Here is an 18,955-nt window from a genome sequence, read left to right on the forward strand (position 1 = left end):
CCTCCTGCGAGGCCTCCGCTGCGCTCCGGCACCTCGGGACGAGGTCGCGGTGTGGAGCATTGGCCTAGGCGGCCCGGCGGCGGCCCTTTGTTCCGGGCCAGCCGAGCGCCACGAGGCGCGCCTTGGCGTAGTCGCGCACCTCGTCGCGGGTGCCCTGGGGTATGCCGGCCAGGATCGCTTGGGTCTCGCCCGTGAGCATCAGGTCGGTGACGGCGTTGATCGATTCGGCGGCGTCGATCGCCCGCTTCAGGTCGGCCTCGGCCTCCGTCACCTCGTCGAAGGGCGGCGCGTCGAAATCCTCGCTCACCGCCTGGACCTCGGCGAGGCGCCCGCCGCGGAACTCGTCGGCCTCCTCCTCCGAGTAGACGAGGCCGTGCAGCTCGATCAGCTTGAGGATGACGCGGTCCTTCGCCCGCTTCTCGGCCATGGCGTAGACATAGGCCGCCTGCTTGCCCGAGACGCGGTAGTTCACGTTCACCAGGGCCTCGCCGATCGACCACTCGACCCGCTCCATGCCGGGCTTGGCGCCGGGCAGGTGGCCGGTGACGAGCAGCACCGCCTCGTCGCGCTCCGAGCGGATGATGGTCGGCGGCTCGAAGCGGATGCCGGCCTGCGCGGCGATGCGCTCCAGGGTCTTGTGGTAGATCACCGCCGTGCCCTGGACCCGCCAGACATTGCCCGCGAAGGGCTCGCCGTAGCGGATGAGGGTGTCGGCGATCTGCTTGTCGGCGGTCCGCATGAGCTGCACCTCGCGCTCGGGCCCAAGCCCGCGAGCTTGGCCGTTCGTTCGTGTTTTGTTCTCATCTATATGCGGAGTTTTCCACAGGCTCGCAAGGGTGCCGGGCGCAGGAATTTCGACGCGGATTTCGCGCACGGCGCTCTCCCTCCCCCACAAAGGGGGAGGGCGAATCGCATCAGCTCCGGCGTCGCGCCTTGTCGAACCCTGAGAAGCTGCCGCCCTCGGCGGCGAGCGTCTCCAGCAGGGCGGCCGGCTTGAAGTCCGGCCCGTGCTCGGCCTCGAGGGCGCGCAGGCGCTCGACGATGGTCGAGAGCCCGATCCCGTCCGCCCAGTGCATCGGGCCGCCACTATAGACCGGCCAGCCGTAGCCGTTGATCCAGACAATATCGATGTCGGAGGCGCGTAGCGCCTTGCCCTCCGCCAGGATCTTCGCGCCCTCGTTGACCATCGGGTAGAGGCAGCGCTCCAGGATCTCCCGGTCCGCGATCTCCCGCTGGGTCACGCCCTGGCGCGCCGCGACCGCGCGGATCACCGCCTCGACTTCCGGAGAAGGCGTGGCCTTCCGGGACTCGTCGTAATCGTAGAAGCCCTTGGCGGTCTTCTGGCCGCGGCGGTCGCGCTCGCACAGGATCTCGCGCACGGTCTCGCCCTTCGAGGTCTCGCGCGACCAGCCGAGATCGAGCCCGGCGAGGTCGATCATCGCGAAGGGGCCCATCGGCAGGCCGAGATCGGTGACGACGCGGTCGACCTGGCTGGGCGTCGCGCCCTCCAGCACCAGCCGGTTCGCCTGGGCCTGGCGCTGGGCCAGGATCCGGTTGCCGATGAAGCCGTGGCAGACGCCCGCCAGCACCGCGATCTTGCCGATGCGCCGCCCGAGCGCCATCGCGGTGGCGACGACGGCCGGCGCGGTCCGCGCGCCGCGCACCACTTCGAGGAGCCGCATCACGTTGGCCGGCGAGAAGAAGTGCATGCCGAGCACCCGCTCGGGCCGGGCGGTCGCGGCGGCGATGGCGTCGATGTCGAGATAGCTCGTGTTCGAGGCGAGGATCGCGTCCGCCTTCGCGATGCGGTCGAGGCGGGCGAAGATCTCGGTCTTCAGGTCGAGATTCTCGAAGGCCGCCTCGATGACGAGGTCGCAATCGGCCAGCGCCTCGAAGTCGAGCCCCGGCTCGAGCAGGCCCATCCGCGTCTCGACGTCGGCGGCGCTGATGCGGCCCTTGCGGGCGGTGCTCTCGTAGTTGCGGCGGATAGTCGCGAGGCCGCGCTCCAGCGCCTCGGCCCGCGCCTCGACGATCCGCACGGGGATCCCCGCATTGAGGAAGTTCATGGCGATGCCGCCGCCCATCGTGCCGGCGCCGATGATGCCGACGCGGGTGACGGCCAAGAGCGGCAGGTCGGCGGCGAGGCCGGGGATCTTGGCGGCCTCGCGCTCGGCGAAGAAGACGTGGCGCTGCGCGATCGACTGCGCGCCGGCGACGAGGCGCAGGAAGGTCTCGCGCTCGAAGGCGAGCCCCTGGTCGAAGGGCATGGTGCAGGCCGCCCGGATGCAGGCGATGCAGGCCTCCGGCGCCTCGAAGCCGCGGAACTTCCGGGCGTTCTCGGCCCGAAAGGCGTCGAACAGGCCCGGATCGTCCCGGCCCTCGGCGAGCCGGTCGTCGCGGTCGCGGATCCGCGGCGACGGCCGGCCCTCGGCGATCAGGCGCTCGGCGAAGGCGACCGCGTCGGCGACGAGGTTGTCCTCCGAGGTCAGCGCGTCCACGAGCCCCATCTCGCGCGCGGCCTCGGCCCCGACCGGGTTGCCCGAGGTGATGATCTCCAGGGCCTTCCGCGGGCCCACCACCCGCGGCAAGCGCTGCGTGCCGCCGGCGCCCGGCACGATGCCGAGCTTCACCTCGGGCAGGCCGATCTTGGCCCTGGGCGTCGCCACGCGGTGATGGCAGGAGAGCGCGAGCTCCGTGCCGCCGCCGAGCGCCTGCCCGTGGATCGCGGCGATCACGGGCTTCCCCGAGCCCTCCACCGCGGCGTTGAGGCCGTTCAGGTCGATGCCCTGCGGCGGCCGGCCGAACTCGGTGATGTCGGCGCCGCCGCAGAACAGCTTGCCGGAGCCGGTGAGCACGATGGCCAGGATTGCGGGGTCGGCGCCGGCCTCCGCGATGCGCGCCGCCAGGCTCTCGCGCAGGGCCGAGCCCAGCGCGTTCACCGGCGGGTTCGCCAGGGTGATCACGGCCACCCGGCCCTCGCGGCGCATCTCGGTCCTGTCGCTCATGCCATCTCCTCTCGGCTGGTGAAGGGGGGATCAGGCCACCACGCCCCGCTCGCGCAGTTGCGCGACCCGCACCCCGTCGAAACCCATCCCGGCCAGGATCTCGGCCGTGTCGGCGCCGAGGCGCGGCGGCGTGCGGCGCACCGGCGGGCGGGCGCCGTCGAGGCGATAGGGCGGCGCGAGCACCGGGGCCGGTCCGTCATGGAGCATGCCGGCCTCCGCCGTCCGCGGCGAGCGCAGGGCCTCGTGCAGGCCCGCCACCTCGCCGCAGGGAATGCCGGCCGCCTGGAGGTCGGCGATGAGCTGCGCGCGCGGTCGCCGCGCCAGCTCCGCCTCGATCAGGGGCCCGAGCGTGTCGCGCAGGCGCGAGCGGCCGAGATTGGTCGCGTAGTCCGGGTTCTCGGCAAGCTCCGGCCGGCCGATCACCGCGCAGAACCGGCGGTACTGCGCGTTGTTGCCGACGGTGATGACGAGGGGCCCGTCCGCCGCCTCGAAGACGCCGTAGGGCACGATGGCCGGATGCGCGTTGCCGACGCGGGCCGGGTCGTGCCCGAGCGCCAGCGCGCCGAGCCCGACATAGGAGGTGAGGCTCAGCCCGGAATCGTAGAGCGCCATCTCCACGTGGCGGCCCCGCCCCGTACGTGCGCGGGCATAGAGGGCGGCGAGCACGGCTTGGGCCGCATATTGCCCGGTGAAGAGGTCGACGGCGGCGACGCCGAACTTCAGCGGCGGGTCCTCGGCGCGGCCGTTTATGGCCATCAGGCCGGATTCGCCCTGCACCACGAGGTCGTAGCCCGGCCGCTCGGCCTCTGGCCCATCGCCGACATAGCCCGCCACCGAGCAGTAGATCAGACGCGGATTCTCCGCCGAGAGCCGGTCGTAGCCGAGGCCGAGCCGGTCGGCCCCGCCTCGCTTGAAGTTCTGCACCAGCACGTCGGAGCGGGCGGCCAGCTCCCGCGCGATGGCCGCGCCCTCCTCGCTGGCGAGGTCGAGCCCGAGGGAGCGCTTGTTGCGGTTCACGCTGTCGAAATAGGTGGTGCCGCCCTCCCCCGTCGGCACGCCCCAGTCGCGGGTGTCGTCGCCGCGCTCGGGATGCTCGACCTTGATCACCTCGGCGCCGAGATCGCCCAGCACCTGCGCGCACCAGGGGCCGGCGAGCACCCGCGACAGGTCGAGCACGCGCACCCCTTCGAGCGGCAGGTCGGTCCCGGCTGGCGCCGTCATCGCTTCCTCTCCCGACATCGTCCGTGACACGGCCGAGACCGCCTTTTCGAAACTGCGGTATGGTCCGTTGACAGGCGTTTGGCCGAGCACATATCGAATTTTCGAAGCCGGAGATAGCGGCCCGTACGAGGTCGCGCTCCGAGGCCGCAAGGGAGGCTGGCCGAGCGATGGATGCAGCGCGCGACGACGCGGCGGGCCCGGATTCGCAACCCCTCTGGCAGCGGCATTTCCCGGATTCCTGCCGCTGGGATGGCGACATCGAGCGCATCACCATCCCCGAGCTGCTGGCGCGCGGACTCGCCCGGGCGCGCGGTCCGCTCCTCGACTTCCGCGGCCGGCAGATCGGCTTCCCCGAATTCGCCGCGCGGGTGGAGCGGCTCGCCGCCGGTCTGGTCGCGGCGGGGTTCGCGCCCGGCACGGTGATCGGCCTGCACCTCCCGAACACGCCCTTCCATCCGCTGGCCTTCTTCGCCGCGGCCCGGGCCGGGCTCACCGTGGTCCACCTCTCGGGCCTCGATGCGCCGCGCGAGCTCGTCCACAAGCTCGCGACCACGCGGGCGCGGGCCCTCGTCACCACGAACCTGCCAGGCTTCCTGCCCGTCGCCCTGAGCCTCCTCGACGGGGGCCAGATCGACCGGGTCTATGTCGGCGACGATGCCGAATGGGGCCCCTCCCCCATCGCCGAGCCGCTGCCGGTCCCGGCGCGGCCCGACGTGGTCCCCCTATCCGGTCTCGAAGCGGACCCGCCGGAGACCTGGCCGGCACGCGCCCCCGACGACGTGATGCTGCTGCAATTCACCGGCGGCACCACCGGCCTGCCGAAGGCCGCGATGCTGACCCATGCCAACCTCACGGCGGCGGCCTCGATGTACCGCCTGTGGTGCGACGACGGCGACGACGACGCGGTCTCGACGCGGGTGATCTGCGTGCTGCCGCTGTTCCATATCTACGCGCTGACCACGGTGCTCCTGCGCTGCACGCGGGCCGGCAACACGATCCTGCTGCGGCAGCGCTTCGATCCGGCCGAGATCGTGGAGGACATCGCGGTCCGCCGCGCCACCGCCTTCCCCGGCGTGCCGACCATGTGGATCGCGCTCCTCAACCGGCCGGGCATCGAGCGGATCGACTTCTCCTCGTTGCGCTCCTGCATGAGCGGGGGCGCGCCCCTCGCCTTCGAGGTGATGAACCGTCTGACCCGGCTGATGGGCGTGCGCCTCTCCGTCGGCTGGGGCATGACCGAGACGGCGCCCGCCGGCACCCGCCTGCCGAAGAGCGCGGACCTGCGCCCCGGCGTGATCGGCATCCCGCTGCCGGGGGTGGCCATGCGGATCGTCTCCCTCGACGATCCCGGCCGCGCGGTCCCCACGGGCGAGACCGGGGAGATCGCCATCCGCGGGCCCAACGTCTTCGCCGGCTATTTCGAGAAGCCGGAGGAATCGCAGGCCGCCTTCCGCGACGGCTGGTTCCTGACGGGCGATCTCGGCCGGGTGGACGCGCGCGGCGTGTTCGAGATCGTCGACCGGCGCAAGAACATGATCATCTCCGGCGGCTTCAACGTCTATCCGGTGCAGATCGAGAGCGCGATCTACGAGCATCCGGACGTGGCCGAGGTCATCGTCATCGGCATCCCCGACGCCTATCGCGGCCAGGCCGCCAAGGCCTTCGTCACCCTGAAGACGAGAGCCGAACCCTTCACCCTCGAAGCCTTGCAGGACTTCCTCGGCAGCCGGATCGGACGCCACGAGATTCCGCGCGCCCTGGAATTCCGGGACGCGCTGCCGCGCAGCCCGGCCGGCAAGCTGCTCGCCAGCGTGCTCGTCGCCGAGGAAGCGGCCAAGGAAGCCCACACGTCATCAGCGAAGACCGGACAGGATCCGATATGACCGAGGCCGTCATCGTCTCCACCGCCCGCACGCCGATCGGCCGGGCGTTCCGCGGCGCGCTCAACCTCACCGGCGGCGCCGATCTCGGGGCGCACGCGATCCGGGCCGCCGTGGAGCGGGCGCGGCTCGACCCGGCCGAGGTCGAGGAGGTCGTGCTCGGCTGCGGCTATCCGGAGAACGCCACCGGCGGCAACGTGGCGCGCCATGCGAGCCTCGTCGCGGGCCTGCCCGTGCAATCGGCCGGCGTCACCGTCTCGCGCTTCTGCGCCTCGGGCCTGGAGGCGATCGCCAGCGCCGCCCGGCGCGTGGTGCTGGACGGCGTGCCGGTGGCGGTGGCCGGCGGCCTCGAATCGATCAGCCTCGTGCAGCCCCGCGTGCAGCGCGAGCTGACCCGCAACGACTGGCTGACGCAGCACCTGCCCGCGATCTACATGCCGATGATCGAGACCGCCGACATCGTGGCCGAGCGCTACGGCATCTCCCGGGAGGCCCAGGATGCCTTCGCCCTCGCCAGCCAGCAGCGCACGGCGGCGGCGCAGGAAGCGGGCCGCTTCGACGACGAGATCGTGCCGGTCACCGCCATGATGGCGGTGACCGACAAGGTGACCGGCGAGACGCGCACCCTGGAGACGCGGCTCGCCAAGGACGAGGGAAACCGGCCCGACACCACCCTGGAGGGCCTCGCCAAGCTGAAGCCGGTGCGTGGCGAGGGCGCCTTCATCACCGCGGGCAATGCGAGCCAGCTCTCGGATGGGGCTTCGGCCTGCGTGGTGATGTCGGCCGAGGAGGCCGCGCGCCGCAACCTCGCCCCCCTCGGCACCGTCCGCGGCTTCGCCTCGGCCGGCTGCGCGCCGGACGAGATGGGCATCGGCCCGGTCTTCGCCGTGCCGCGGCTCCTGGAGCGGCACGGCCTCACGGTCGGCGACATCGACCTGTGGGAGCTGAACGAGGCCTTCGCCTCGCAATCGATCTATTGCCGCGACCGGCTCGGGATCGATCCCGACCGGGTCAACGTCAATGGCGGGGCGATCAGCCTCGGCCATCCCTTCGGCATGTCGGGCGCCCGCCTCGTCGGCCACGCCCTGATCGAGGGCCGCCGCCGCGGCGCGCGCTACGCCGTCGTCACCATGTGCGTCGCCGGCGGCCAGGGCTGCGCCGGCCTCTTCGAGATCGGAGCCTGAGCATGGACCTGCGCTTCACCCCCGAGGAGGTCGCCTTCCGCGACGCGGTGCGCAGCTTCTGCCGCAGCGAGATCCCGGCCGAGATCCGGCGCAAGGTCTCGGAGGGGCGCGGCCTCACCAAGGACGACATCGTCGCCTCCCAGCGCATCCTCAACGCCAAGGGCTGGGCGGTGCCGCACTGGCCGCGGGAATGGGGCGGCCAGGATTGGACCCCGATCCAGCGCTACATCTACACGGAGGAATTGCTGCAGGCCGCCGTGCCGCTGCCGCAGCAGTTCAACTGCTACATGTTCGGCCCCGTGCTCGCGACCTTCGGCAGCGACGCCCAGAAGGAGCGCTTCCTGCGCCGCGCCGCCAATCTCGACGATTGGTGGTGCCAGGGCTTCTCCGAGCCCGGTGCCGGCTCCGACCTCGCCTCGCTGAAGACCCGGGCCGTGCGCGACGGGGACCATTACGTGGTGGACGGCCAGAAGACTTGGACGACGCTCGGCCAGCATGCCGACTGGATCTTCTGCCTCGTGCGCACCGATCCGGAGGCCAAGAAGCAGCGCGGCATCTCCTTCCTGCTCATCGACATGACGAGCCCCGGCGTCACCGTGCGGCCGATCCTGACGCTCGAGGGCCGGCACGAGGTCAACGAGGTGTTCTTCGATTCCGTGCGCGTGCCGGTCGAGAACCTGGTCGGCGAGGAGAACCGGGGCTGGGACTACGCCAAGTTCCTGCTCGCCAACGAGCGCACCGGCATCGCCCGGATCGGCCTGACCAAGGAGCGCATCGCCCGGATCAAGCGGCTCGCGAAGGAGATGCCGGCGGGCGACGGCACCATGTGGGACGATCCGGCCTTCCGCACCCGCATCGCCGAGGTCGAGATCGAGCTGAAGGCGCTGGAGATCACGCAGATGCGGGTCGCGGCCAGGCAGGGCCGGGCCGACTCGACGCAGCCCGACCCCGCCTCGTCGCTCCTCAAGATCCGCGGCTCGCAGCTCCAGCAGGCGGCGACCGAGCTTCTGGTCGAGCTCGCCGGCCCCTTCGCCCTGGCCGCGCCCGAGCGGGGCGCCGGGGCCAACGACCTGCCCGGCGGGTTCGACTGGGTCGATGCCGCGGCGCCGAGCTACTTCAACAACCGCAAGGTCTCGATCTACGGCGGCTCGAACGAGATCCAGCACAACGTCATCGCCAAGGGCGTGCTGGGGTTGTGAAGCGCAACTCTCTTCCCCCTTGCGGGGAGGGGCAACTGGATCAGCCGAGGGACCGAGCCTATGGATTTCGATGTCAGCGAGGAGCAGGGCCTGCTGCGCGACAGCGTGGAGCGGACTCTGGCCGACGCCTATCCCTCCCTCGAGACGCGGCAGGCCCGGATCGCCGCGCCGCTCGGCTTCTCCGAGGAGGGCTGGGCCAGCCTCGCCGAGCTCGGCGTGCTCGGCCTGCCCTTCGCGGAGGCGGATGGCGGCTTCGGCGGGGGGCCGGTCGAGACCATGATCGTGATGGAGGCGATCGGCCGCACCCTCGCGGTCGAGCCCTATCTGGCGAGCGCCGTCCTCGGCGGCACGGCCCTGCGCCTCGGCGCCGATGCGGACCAGCGCGCGCGCCTCCTGCCGGGCGTGATCGACGGGTCGCTGCGCCTCGCCCTCGCCCAGACCGAGCGGCAATCGCGCTACGACCTCAACGATGTCGCGACGACCGCGCGGCGGGCGGGCGACGGCTACGTGCTCGACGGCCAGAAATGCGTCGTCCTGAACGCCGATTCCGCCGGCCTCCTCGTGGTCAGCGCGCGCAGCGCGGGCGAGCGGCGCGACCCGCACGGCATCGGCCTGTTCCTCGTGCCGGCCGATGCCGCCGGGCTCTCGGTGCAGCCCTACCCGACGCAGGATGGCGGGCGCGCCGCCGAGGTGAGCCTGTCGGGCGTCGAGGTCGGGGCCGATGCGGTCCTCGGCGACGCGCAGGACGGGTTGCCGCTCCTCGCCCGCGTGGTCGAGCACGGCATCGCCGCGCTCGCCGCCGAGGCGGTCGGCTCGATGGAGGCGCTGCACGCGCTCACCGTCGAATACCTGAAGACCCGCAAGCAGTTCGGCGTGCCGGTCGGCAGCTTCCAGGCCCTCCAGCACCGGGCGGTGGACATGATGATCGCCCTGGAACAGGCCCGCTCCATGGCCCTCTACGCCGCCATGATGGTCGAGGCGCCGGACGCGGCCGAGCGCGCCGCCGCGATCTCCTCGGTCAAGGTGCAGGTCAACAAGGCCTGCCGCCTCGTCGGCCAGGAGGCGGTGCAGCTCCACGGCGGCATCGGCATGACCCTGGAATATGTCGGCGCCCATCACTTCAAGCGCCTCGCCATGATCGAGTACCAGCTCGGCGATACGCCCCACCATTTGCGCCGGGTGGTCGATGCGGGCGGCCTCATCGCGGCCTGACGCCGCGAAATCAGGTTCCGGTTGCGTAATTTCGATCTGCACTTTCAGGTTGCGCGCCCGGAACTGACGGAGCAGCCTTGTCTCGGCCGCACTTCCGCGATACTTTGCATCGCAAAGCGCGCGGCGCCGGGGGCGGGGTTCATGCACGAGCTCGACAGGGCATTGGCCGACATCGTCGCGATCCGCAGCCAGATCGCGCGCGACACCACCTTCCGCGGCCTCGGCGCTGCGACGGTGGCGGCCACCGGCCTCGTCGCCCTGGTGGTCGCCTGCGGGCAGGCGCTCGTCCTCGGCGACCTCAGCGCCCGGCCGCTGCTGTTCTTCGCCCTCTGGATCGGCGCGGCCTTCCTCGCCTTCGCCCTCGTCGGCATCGAGACGGTGCGCCGCTCGCGCCGGCTGCATTCCGGCCTCGCCGACGCGATGATCTGGAACGCCATCGAGGTGTTCCTGCCGACCGCGGGCGCCGGCGCCTGCCTCGGCCTCGTGGTGGCCCGCTTCGCGCCCGAGGCGCTCTGGATGCTGCCGGGCCTGTGGCAGGTTCTGATGGGCCTCGGCCTGTTCGCCGCTTCGCGCATCCTGCCCCGCCGCGTCCAGGCGGTGGCGGCCTGGTACCTGCTCGCGGGCCTCGCCGGGCTGGCGCTCGCCAGCGCCACGCACGGCCTGTCGCCCTGGCTGATGGGCGTGCCCTTCATGGTCGGCCAGGGCTGGCTCGCCCTGATCCTCCACCACGCGGGAGGCTGCGATGGCGATCTCTGAGCGCGAGCACGGGCGCTTCTCCTACGAGGGGCTCGACCGGGTGATCCACGAGAAGGCGCGGCTCAGCGTGCTGACCTCGCTGGTCGCCCACCCCAAGGGCCTCGCCTTCCCCGACCTCAAGCGCCTGTGCAACCTCACCGACGGCAATCTCAGCCGCCACCTCGCGGTGCTGCAGGAGGCCGACCTCGTCAGCCTGGAGAAGGGCCAGTCCCAGAACCGGCCGCAGACCGTCTGCCGCCTGACGACGGCCGGGCGCGGCCGCTTCCTCGACTACCTCGCCGTCCTCGAGCAGGTGGTGCGCGACACCGCTAAAGCTGCCGAACGCGCGCCCGATTTCTCGACCAAGACTGCCTGACGCCCGTGCGGCGCACCGCTTTGGGGCGCACCACTTCGGCCAGCCGACCGATCGGAGACTTTACGATGCAAAGCCCGACCGCCGCGAGATCCGGTCTGCACGCGGCGATCATCATGGACGGGAACGGGCGCTGGGCCACGCAGCGCGGCCTGCCGCGCATCGCCGGCCATCGGCGCGGCGTCGAGGCGATCCGCGTCACGGCCGAGGCCTGCCCCGATCTCGGCATCGGCACGCTGACGCTCTACGCCTTCTCCGCCGACAACTGGCAGCGCCCGGCCGACGAGGTCGGCGGCCTGATGCGGCTGCTGCGCTCCTATCTCCGCAACGAGACCGCGCGCCTCGCCCGCAGCGGCACCCGCCTCAGCGTGATCGGCCGGCGCGACCGCCTGCCCGACGGCATCCCGCAGGCGATCGAGGCGGCCGAGGCGGCGACCGCAACGGGCGACCGCCTGCACCTGCGCATCGCGGTGGATTACTCGGCCCGCGACGCGATCATCGCCGCCGCCGCCCGGCTGCAGGATCCGGCGATCGGCCGGGCCGGCTTCGGCCAGATGGTGGCGGGAGAGATGCACGGCTCGCCCGTCGACGTGGACCTGCTGATCCGCACCGGCGGCGAGAAGCGGCTCTCGGACTTCCTGCTCTGGGAGGCGGCCTATGCCGAGCTGCACTTCACCGAGCGGATGTGGCCCGAGTTCGGCGGCGCCGACCTCGCCGAGGCGGTGGCCGAGTTCCGCCGCCGCGACCGCCGCTTCGGGGGCCTGAACGGCCCGAAGGTGCCGGCCGCGGCCTGATCGGCGATCCCTGATCCGCGATTCCCGCCGGATCGGCCACGACGACTGGACAGCGCCGGCCCCCGGCGCCAGATCCCGCGGGCCTGCGAAGCGCGCCCCGCGAGACCATCGATGTCCGACGATCCCTCCCCGCCCGCCCTCGACGCCGAGACCCTCGCCTTCGCCGGCCGCGTCTTCCAGTTCGCCCGGATGGGCCATGCGGACGAGCTCGCCGAGCTGTTCGGCCAGGGGCTGCCCGCCAACATCCGCAACGACAAGGGCGACAGCCTCCTGATGCTCGCCGCCTATAACGGCCAGCCCGATGCGGTGCGGGTGATCCTGGAGGCCGGAGGCGATCCGGAGCTGGCCAACGATCGCGGCCAGACGCCGCTCGCCGGGGCCGCCTTCAAGGGCGATGCCGGCATCGTCCGGATTCTGCTCGATCATGGCGCCGCGGTGGACGGCAGCGGTGGCGACGGCCGCACCGCCCTGATGGTGGCGGCGATGTTCGACCGCACGGAGATCATGGAGCTGCTGCTCGCCAGCGGTGCCGACCCCGACCGCCGCGACGCTGCCGGCAAGAGCGCCGCCGAGATGGCGCAGGCGATGGGCGCCCAGAACGCGCCCGACCTCCTGGCGCGGGCGCCGCGCGTGCGGGGATAGCGCAGCTGGGGGAAAGGGCTGCGGTCAGGGATGAAAAGCGATCCGGAGTGGTCGCTGTGATCCGCACCGGGCCTCTCCTCCCCCTTGCGGGGAGGAGCCGGAGGTGGGGGTGGTGCAGAAGGCACCGATACGCCCGATCCTGAGCCACCCCCACCCCTGACCCCTCCCCGCAAGGGGGAGGGAACACACGCCTCATCCTGAACCGTCGAACGACGCCACGAAGAACACGATCGGGAGGAAGACATGTCGGCGAGATCCACCGCGCTCGGCCGGGCGCTGTCCTTGGCCTGCCTGCTCGGCCTCGGCCTGCCGGGACCTGGTCGCGCCGCCGACGCGGACTGGCCGGCCTTCGGGCACGACGCCAGCAACGCGAACTTCTCGGGCCTCGCCCAGATCGACCGCGGGAACGTGGCGCGCCTGCGCCCCGCCTGGCTGTTCCAGACCGGGGTGACCGGCTACTTCCAGGCCCAGCCGATCATGGTCGAGGGCACGCTCTACGTCTCGACCACCGGCAACAACGTCGCGGCGCTCGATGCGCGCAGCGGCCGCGTGCTCTGGACCTACACGCACAAGGCCCGCACCGAGAAGATCTTCGGGCCGCCTTCGAATCGCGGCCTCGCCGTCTCGGGCGGCCTCGTCTTTCAGGCGACCATGGACGGGCGGGTGATCGCCCTCGACGCGAAGACCGGCGCGGTGGCCTGGGACCATGAGGCGGTGCGGCCCGAGGAGGGCGAGACCGAGACCGCCTCCGGCCTCGCGCAGACGCTGGGCGGCAAGCCGGTCCAGGGTTCGAGCCGCCTCGGCTTCAAGATGCCGCCGCTGGTGGCCGACGGCCTGGTCATCGTCGGCGTCACCGGCGCGGGCTACGGGCTGCATGTGGAGGACGAGCGCGGCGGGCTCGACGGCGGCTCCGTCGTCGGCATCGAGGGCGGCTACGGACGGCGCGGCTGGCTCGCCGCCTACGACGCGAAGACCGGCGCGGAGCGCTGGCGCTGGTACGTCACGAAATCGGACGGCTGGGAGGGCGGCTTCGTCACCGCGACGCCGGACGGCGTGCCCCTGCACCGGAACATCGCCGCCGAGAAGGCGGCGGCGCCGGCCAACCGCGAGGCCTGGCGCGTCGGCGGCGGCTCGCTCTGGATGACGCCGGCCTACGATTCCGATCTCGGCCTGATCTATCTCGGCACCGGAAACCCGGCGCCGCAGAATTTCGGCCTCTCGCGCCCGGGCGACAACCTCTACACGATGAGCCTCGTCGCCCTCGACGTGCGCAGCGGGCAGCTCCGCTGGCACTACCAGCAGGTGCCGCACGAGGAGTGGGGCTACGACGTGGCGAGCCCGCCGGTGCTCCTCGACCACCGCACGGAAGACGGCCGCACAGTGAAGGCCGTGGCCTCGGCGAGCAAGACGGGCTGGGTCTACGTGCACGACCGCGCGACCGGCGCCCTGCTCGCGCGCTCCGAGCCGCTCATCACCCACAAGAACCTGTACCAGCCGCCGAGCGCGGAGGGGGTGGTGGTGAGCCCCGGCCCCCTCGGCGCCGTGTCCTGGCCGCCGACCGCCTACGATGCCGCCCGCGGCCTCGCCTATGTCCAGGTCCGGCACGGGGCCGCCACCTACACGGTGAAGTCGGTCCCCGGCGGCCCCGGCCGCCCCGAGATCCGCTACACCGAGACCAGCGAGGCCAAGGGCGAGCCGAGCTTCAGCACGCTGACCGCCGTCGACCTCGCCCGCACCGGCCGCATCGCCTGGTCGGTCCGCGCGGGGAGCCGCCTGTCCGGCGGCACGCTCGCCACCGCGGGCGGCCTCGTCTTCTCGGGCGAGGAGGACGGCCATCTCGACGCGCACGATGCCGAGACCGGCAAGATCCTCTGGCGCTTCCAGTGCGGAGCGGGCATCAGCGGCCCGGCGATCACCTACGCCCTCGACGGGCGGCAATACGTGGCGGTCGCCGCGGGCGGCGCATCCTTCACCAAGGCGTCCGGCTTCGGCACGGGAGATGCTCTCGTGGTGTTCGCGCTGCCCGATTAGGCACGAACGATCCGGGGGTTCCATGACCGCAGAGACGATGCCGGCCGAGGCCGTTCAGCCGCAGGACCGCGGGGCGCCGGTCATCCGGACCATCGCGATGCCCTCCGATACCAATCCGGCCGGGGACATCTTCGGCGGCTGGCTGATGGCGCAGATGGATCTCGCGGCGGGCAACGTCGCGGCGCGCCGGGCACGCGGGCGCTGCGCCACGATCTCGGTGGAGGCGATGACCTTCCACCACCCGGTCTTCGTCGGCGACGAGGTGAGCATCTACGCGCAGATCCTGAAGGTCGGGCGCACCTCGATCCGCATCCACGTGGAGGTCTGGCGCCGCGAGCGCGAGAGCGAGACGACGCGCAAGGTGACCGAGGGGATCTTCACCTTCGTGGCGATCGGCTCGGATCGCCGGCCGCGGGTGGTGCCGGAGGTGTGATTCCATTTCCGGTGGGTCGGAGCGGTCCACCGCGGATCCCCTCTCCCCGCTTGCGGGGAGAGGGGGGGTGCCAAGGCGATCCCGCAGCGGGCAGCGAGAACCGCGACAGACCCCCTTTCCCGTTCGGGAGAGGGGACCCGCGCCTCGTCCTGAACCGTCGCGGGGTAGGAAAACGACCCCTACCGAACCCCGACGGTCACCTGCTGCCTGTTGAGGGCCTGTCCCTTCAGGAAGGCAGCCATCTCGGCAAGCACCGGCGCCTTGGAGCGGAAGGTGACGGAGAGGGCGAGCAGCGGGTCGCTGTGGTCGAGGCGCGGATAGATCCGCTCCTGCACCGGCACATGCGCCGCGCGCAGCTTCTCGGCGAGGCTCTGGGTGTTGCGCGGGCGCACGACCGTGTCGGCCTCGCCGGTCGCCAGGAAGGCCGGCGGCGCGTTGGGGCCGGCGAAGCTGACGGGCTGGGTCGCGGCCGGATCGGGCGCGGCCCCAAAGACCTGGATCGAGGTCTCCGTGTCGAAGGGCGCGAAGTCGTAGGGACCGGAGAGGCCGGCCACCGCGCGGATCACCCGCGGATCGACGCCCGCCGCGCGCAGGTAGCGCGGATCGAGGCCGAGCATCACCGCGTTGTAGGCGCCGGCCGAATGGCCCGCGAGCACGATTCGGCGCGGGTCGCCGCCATAGGCCGCGATGTTGTCGCGCACCCAGGCCACCGCCTGCGCCCCGTCCTCCAGGAAGCCGGGGAACGGCGTCTCGGGGAATAGCCGGTAATCCGGCACCACCGTGACGAAGCCCTGTGCCGCGAGCGCTTGCCCGACGAAGGCGTAATCGTCTTTCGTCCCGCTCTGCCAGGAGCCGCCGTAGAAGAAGATCAGCACGGGGGCCCGGTCGGCGGCCTCCACCGGCACGTAAACGTCGAGGCGGCGCCGCGCCCCCTCGCCGAAGGGCTCGTCGCGCAAGGCCTGCCGGCCGCCGGGATCGCGCGGCCCGATCGCGTCGAACAGCGACAGCGGCGAGCCGGCCGCGATCCCGAAGGCCGCGAGCACGAGGCAGACCAGACTGGCGAGTGCGGTGAGGACGCGTGTCATGCGATGCCCGTTTGCCCCTTTGCTCCAAGGAAGCCCGTCCTCGGGGCGGATTCATGACGCGAAAGCGGCCGAACGCTGCGGCCGAGGAAAGAATGTGTGCGCTCCCCAGGGAAATCGACGCCGGTCCGGCATCGGGGAGCTGGCCGGACGGCGGCTTCCTACGTTTTCAGCACGATGCAGGCGCCCCCGGCGCCGCGGATCCGCCCGCACACCGCATCCGCCGCCTGCCGGCTCTCCGCCGGGATGCGGACCCGGTAGAAGGCCCGCGTGCCGCGGTTGCGCAGGCGCGTCCCGATGATCATCGGGCGGACCTCGCCGATCACCTTGGCATAGGCGGTGCGCGCCCGCTGGAAGCTCGCCAGGGCCAGCGACTTCGAGAAGTTGCCGGCGAGCTGGATGCCCCAGGGCGCCGCCGGCCCCTCGTTCGGCCCGATGGCGAAGCGGTCGCCGCGCGACGGGATGCGCAGGGCCGCGGTGGTCTGCAGGCAGGTCTGGTGCGTCTCGGCCGGGATCTCGGCCTTCGCCTCCCTGGCGTCCTTCTTCGCGTCCGCGTCCTTCTTGGGCTCGCCGCCCTCGGGAAACTCGATCGCGCCCCGCGGCCCGCCGCGCCAATCCTCGGCCGGGTTGCCCGTGATCCAGAGCACGTAGGCGCGGGTCTCGGCCGGGAGGCCGCCGCTGCCGGCGAGCCAGTTCGTCACCCGCTGCGCGCCGCCATTGTAGGCCGCCGCCGCGAGCCCGAGATTGCCGAACTGACGCTTGAGGTCGGCGAGGAGATGCGCCGCGTGCGGGATCGCCTGCTCGGGATCGAAGGGATCGAGCAGCCCCCGCTCCCGGGCCGTGCCGGGCATGAACTGCGCCACACCCTGCGCGCCCGCCGGGCTGACCACGCCCACGCGAAAGCTGCTCTCGCGCCAGATCAGCCGGGTCAGGAAGGGCACGGGTAGCCCCCGCGTCTTGGCCGAGCCCTCGATGAGCCGGCAGAGCGCCTGCTCCACGGTCTCGGTCGCCCCCTCGGAGGGCGCGGCCTGCGCGATGCCGGCGGCGAGGAGCGCGCCGAGCGCGGCAAGGATCCGGAACAGGGAGGCGGTCACGGCCGGGGTTCTAGCGTGCCGGGCGGCGCGATCAATCCGCGTCGGCCGCATCGGGGCACATTGCGGGCGCGCTGGGGTGGTAGCCGTGCGGCAGGATGTCGACACCGACGAGGCGTGCCTCGAAGCGAACGCGGTCCGCCTTAAGGCGGCGCTCAAGGCAGATGCAGGCCATTTCGGGGGTGATGTCGGGCACCGATCCGGCCAGCACGCGGGTCCGATCGAGCACGCGCAAGCCCTTGAGAAGAATCTGCTGGCGCGCTCAGCTCGGAGAGTGCGAGCCCTGCCGCCGTGACCCGAGCCCGCGGCGAGGTCCGTCACCGCGAACAGCGCCGAAGGGCGCCCAGATGGCGCCGAGAAAGTCTCGTGCCGCCATGATCAGCCCCGTTCGCCGTGGCACCGCGCCCGCGCTATAACCGGCCGACGATCCGCCGCCCGAACCCGCGTGTGATGCCCGAGCCGCTGCTTTCCGTCGAGAATCTCTCCGTCACGTTTCCGGGCGCCGGCACGCGCGCCGTCGACGGCGTCAGCTTCACCATCGAGCCCGGTGAGACCGTGGCGCTCGTTGGGGAATCGGGCTCCGGCAAGTCGGTCACTGCCCTGTCGATCCTGCGGCTGGTGGACGGCGCCGCGACGCTCGGCGGCGCGATCCGCTTCAAGGGCCGCGACCTCGTCGCCCTCCCGGAGCGCGCCATGCGCGAGGTGCGCGGCGCCGACATCACCATGGTGTTCCAGGAGCCGATGACCTCGCTCAACCCGCTCCACACCATCGAGCGGCAGATCGGCGAGGTGCTGGCCATCCATCGCGGCCTCACCGGGCGCAAGGCGCGGGCGCGCATCCTCGAACTGCTCGAACTCGTCGGCCTCCGCGATGCGGACCGGCGCATGGGCGCCTATCCGCACGAACTCTCCGGCGGCCAGCGCCAGCGGGTGATGATCGCCATGGCGCTCGCCTGCGAGCCGGACCTGCTGGTGGCCGATGAGCCGACCACCGCCCTCGACGTGACGGTGCAGGCGCAGATCCTCTCTCTCCTGGCCGACCTGCAGAAGCGGCTCGGCATGGCGATGCTGTTCATCACGCACGATCTCGGCATCGTGCAGCGCATCGCCTCGCGGGTCTGCGTCATGCTTGCCGGCAGGATCGTGGAGGCCGGCCCGGCCGCGGATGTGTTCGGCGCGCCGAAGCACGACTATACGCGCCGCCTCATCGCCTCCGAGCCGAAGGGCCGCGCCAACCCTGTGCAGGCCGACGCACCGACGCTTCTGGAAGCCGGGCCGCTCAAGGTCTGGTTTCCGATCCGCTCGGGCGTCTTGAGGCGGACCACCGACTATGTGAAAGCCGTCGATGGCGTGTCGCTCCGCGTGCGCGCCGGCGAGACGGTAGGCGTCGTCGGGGAATCGGGCTCGGGCAAGACCACGCTCGGCCTGGCGCTCCTGCGCCTCATCGCGTCCGAGGGGCCGATCGTGTTCCTCGGCCGATCCATCGACGACTACGGCATCGCCGCCATGCGCCCGCTCCGGCGCGACATGCAGGTGGTCTTCCAGGATCCCTACGGCTCGCTCTCGCCGCGCATGGCGGTGGCCGACATCGTGGCCGAGGGGCTGATCGTGCAGGGCAACGTCCGCTCTGCCGCGGAGCGTCGCGCCATCGTGGCCAAGGCCTTGCACGATGTCGGCCTCGACCCTGCGGTGATGGACCGCTACCCGCACGAATTCTCCGGCGGCCAGCGCCAGCGCATCGCCATCGCCCGGGCGATGGTGCTACAGCCCCGCTTCGTCGTGCTCGACGAGCCGACCTCGGCGCTCGACCGGTCGGTGCAGGCGCAGATCGTCGGCCTGTTGCGCGACCTTCAGCGCGAGCGCGGCCTCGCCTACCTGTTCATCAGCCACGACCTCAAGGTGGTCCGCGCGCTCGCCAACCACGTCCTCGTCATGCAGCACGGTCAGGTGGTCGAATCGGGCCCCGCCGAGCGGATCTTCGCGGCTCCGCAGACGGAGTACACGCGCACCCTGTTCTCGGCCGCCTTCGACCTGCGCAGCGACACGGTCGCCGACCTCGAACCGGCCTGATCC

At 71.9% G+C, this 18,955-nt stretch carries 17 protein-coding genes; 11 read left to right on the forward strand and 6 right to left on the reverse strand.

What is annotated here, in order from left to right; all coding sequences use genetic code 11:
* Nucleotides 1-64 precede the first annotated feature (64 nt).
* The 3 genes from MTDSW087_RS00125 to MTDSW087_RS00135 all read right to left on the reverse strand — a co-directional run bounded on the left by MTDSW087_RS00125 (nt 65) and on the right by MTDSW087_RS00135 (nt 4,226).
* A complete protein-coding gene (locus MTDSW087_RS00125; protein ID WP_144758452.1) occupies nt 65-739 on the reverse strand; it encodes a trna delta -isopentenylpyrophosphate transferase in 675 nt (224 codons plus the stop codon).
* 175 nt (nt 740-914) lie between these two features.
* Nucleotides 915-3,005, reverse strand: coding sequence for a 3-hydroxyacyl-CoA dehydrogenase NAD-binding domain-containing protein (locus tag MTDSW087_RS00130; RefSeq protein ID WP_144758455.1), 2,091 nt, complete (start codon nt 3,003-3,005; stop codon nt 915-917).
* A gap of 30 nt (nt 3,006-3,035) precedes the next feature.
* Nucleotides 3,036-4,226 carry a CaiB/BaiF CoA transferase family protein gene (locus MTDSW087_RS00135; protein ID WP_144758458.1) on the reverse strand — a complete coding sequence of 397 codons (1,191 nt, stop codon included), beginning with the start codon at nt 4,224-4,226 and terminating at the stop codon, nt 3,036-3,038.
* Nucleotides 4,227-4,393: 167 nt separating this feature from the next.
* Here MTDSW087_RS00135 and MTDSW087_RS00140 point away from each other — a divergent pair, with 167 nt between their 5' ends.
* From MTDSW087_RS00140 to MTDSW087_RS00185, 10 genes are all read left to right on the forward strand, one after another.
* Nucleotides 4,394-6,109, forward strand: coding sequence for an AMP-binding protein (locus tag MTDSW087_RS00140; protein ID WP_144758461.1), 1,716 nt, complete (start codon nt 4,394-4,396; stop codon nt 6,107-6,109).
* Nucleotides 6,106-7,290 carry an acetyl-CoA C-acyltransferase gene (locus MTDSW087_RS00145; RefSeq protein WP_144758464.1) on the forward strand — a complete coding sequence of 395 codons (1,185 nt, stop codon included), beginning with the start codon at nt 6,106-6,108 and terminating at the stop codon, nt 7,288-7,290. Before MTDSW087_RS00140 ends, MTDSW087_RS00145 begins: the two co-directional genes overlap by 4 nt.
* 2 nt (nt 7,291-7,292) lie before the next feature.
* Nucleotides 7,293-8,489, forward strand: coding sequence for an acyl-CoA dehydrogenase family protein (locus MTDSW087_RS00150; protein WP_144758467.1), 1,197 nt, complete (start codon nt 7,293-7,295; stop codon nt 8,487-8,489).
* A gap of 60 nt (nt 8,490-8,549) precedes the next feature.
* Nucleotides 8,550-9,701, forward strand: a complete 1,152-nt coding sequence (locus MTDSW087_RS00155) for an acyl-CoA dehydrogenase family protein (protein ID WP_144758470.1) — start codon at nt 8,550-8,552, stop codon at nt 9,699-9,701.
* Between the two features lie 141 nt (nt 9,702-9,842).
* Complete coding sequence (locus MTDSW087_RS00160; protein WP_144758473.1) at nt 9,843-10,457, forward strand: hypothetical protein; 615 nt, start codon at nt 9,843-9,845, stop codon at nt 10,455-10,457.
* Nucleotides 10,444-10,812, forward strand: coding sequence for a transcriptional regulator (locus MTDSW087_RS00165; protein ID WP_144758476.1), 369 nt, complete (start codon nt 10,444-10,446; stop codon nt 10,810-10,812). Before MTDSW087_RS00160 ends, MTDSW087_RS00165 begins: the two co-directional genes overlap by 14 nt.
* A 65-nt stretch (nt 10,813-10,877) precedes the next feature.
* Nucleotides 10,878-11,603, forward strand: a complete 726-nt coding sequence (locus tag MTDSW087_RS00170) for a di-trans,poly-cis-decaprenylcistransferase (protein WP_144758479.1) — start codon at nt 10,878-10,880, stop codon at nt 11,601-11,603.
* Between the two features lie 111 nt (nt 11,604-11,714).
* Entirely contained in the window at nt 11,715-12,245 is a 531-nt protein-coding gene (locus MTDSW087_RS00175; protein ID WP_144758482.1) for an ankyrin repeat domain-containing protein, read from the forward strand.
* A 243-nt stretch (nt 12,246-12,488) separates the two neighbouring features.
* Nucleotides 12,489-14,276 carry a pyrroloquinoline quinone-dependent dehydrogenase gene (locus tag MTDSW087_RS00180; protein ID WP_144758485.1) on the forward strand — a complete coding sequence of 596 codons (1,788 nt, stop codon included), beginning with the start codon at nt 12,489-12,491 and terminating at the stop codon, nt 14,274-14,276.
* Nucleotides 14,277-14,298: 22 nt separating this feature from the next.
* Nucleotides 14,299-14,709, forward strand: coding sequence for an acyl-CoA thioesterase (locus tag MTDSW087_RS00185; protein ID WP_144758488.1), 411 nt, complete (start codon nt 14,299-14,301; stop codon nt 14,707-14,709).
* Between the two features lie 179 nt (nt 14,710-14,888).
* Here MTDSW087_RS00185 and MTDSW087_RS00190 read toward each other — a convergent pair whose 3' ends face one another.
* The 3 genes from MTDSW087_RS00190 to MTDSW087_RS00200 all read right to left on the reverse strand — a co-directional run bounded on the left by MTDSW087_RS00190 (nt 14,889) and on the right by MTDSW087_RS00200 (nt 17,117).
* Nucleotides 14,889-15,794 carry an alpha/beta hydrolase gene (locus MTDSW087_RS00190; protein WP_144758491.1) on the reverse strand — a complete coding sequence of 302 codons (906 nt, stop codon included), beginning with the start codon at nt 15,792-15,794 and terminating at the stop codon, nt 14,889-14,891.
* 158 nt (nt 15,795-15,952) lie between these two features.
* Nucleotides 15,953-16,936: a lytic transglycosylase domain-containing protein gene (locus MTDSW087_RS00195; RefSeq protein ID WP_144758494.1), complete on the reverse strand. Its 984-nt coding sequence runs from the start codon at nt 16,934-16,936 to the stop codon at nt 15,953-15,955.
* On the reverse strand, nt 16,917-17,117 hold the full coding sequence (locus MTDSW087_RS00200) for a hypothetical protein (RefSeq protein WP_144758497.1): 201 nt from the start codon (nt 17,115-17,117) through the stop codon (nt 16,917-16,919). Before MTDSW087_RS00200 ends, MTDSW087_RS00195 begins: the two co-directional genes overlap by 20 nt.
* A 215-nt stretch (nt 17,118-17,332) precedes the next feature.
* Between MTDSW087_RS00200 and MTDSW087_RS00205 the strand changes: the two genes are divergently transcribed.
* Complete coding sequence (locus MTDSW087_RS00205; protein ID WP_144758500.1) at nt 17,333-18,952, forward strand: ABC transporter ATP-binding protein; 1,620 nt, start codon at nt 17,333-17,335, stop codon at nt 18,950-18,952.
* The last annotated feature ends 3 nt before the right edge of the window (nt 18,953-18,955 follow it).

It is taken from the genome of Methylobacterium dankookense (assembly GCF_902141855.1).
In the GTDB taxonomy this organism is placed as follows: Bacteria; Pseudomonadota; Alphaproteobacteria; order Rhizobiales; family Beijerinckiaceae; genus Methylobacterium; species Methylobacterium dankookense.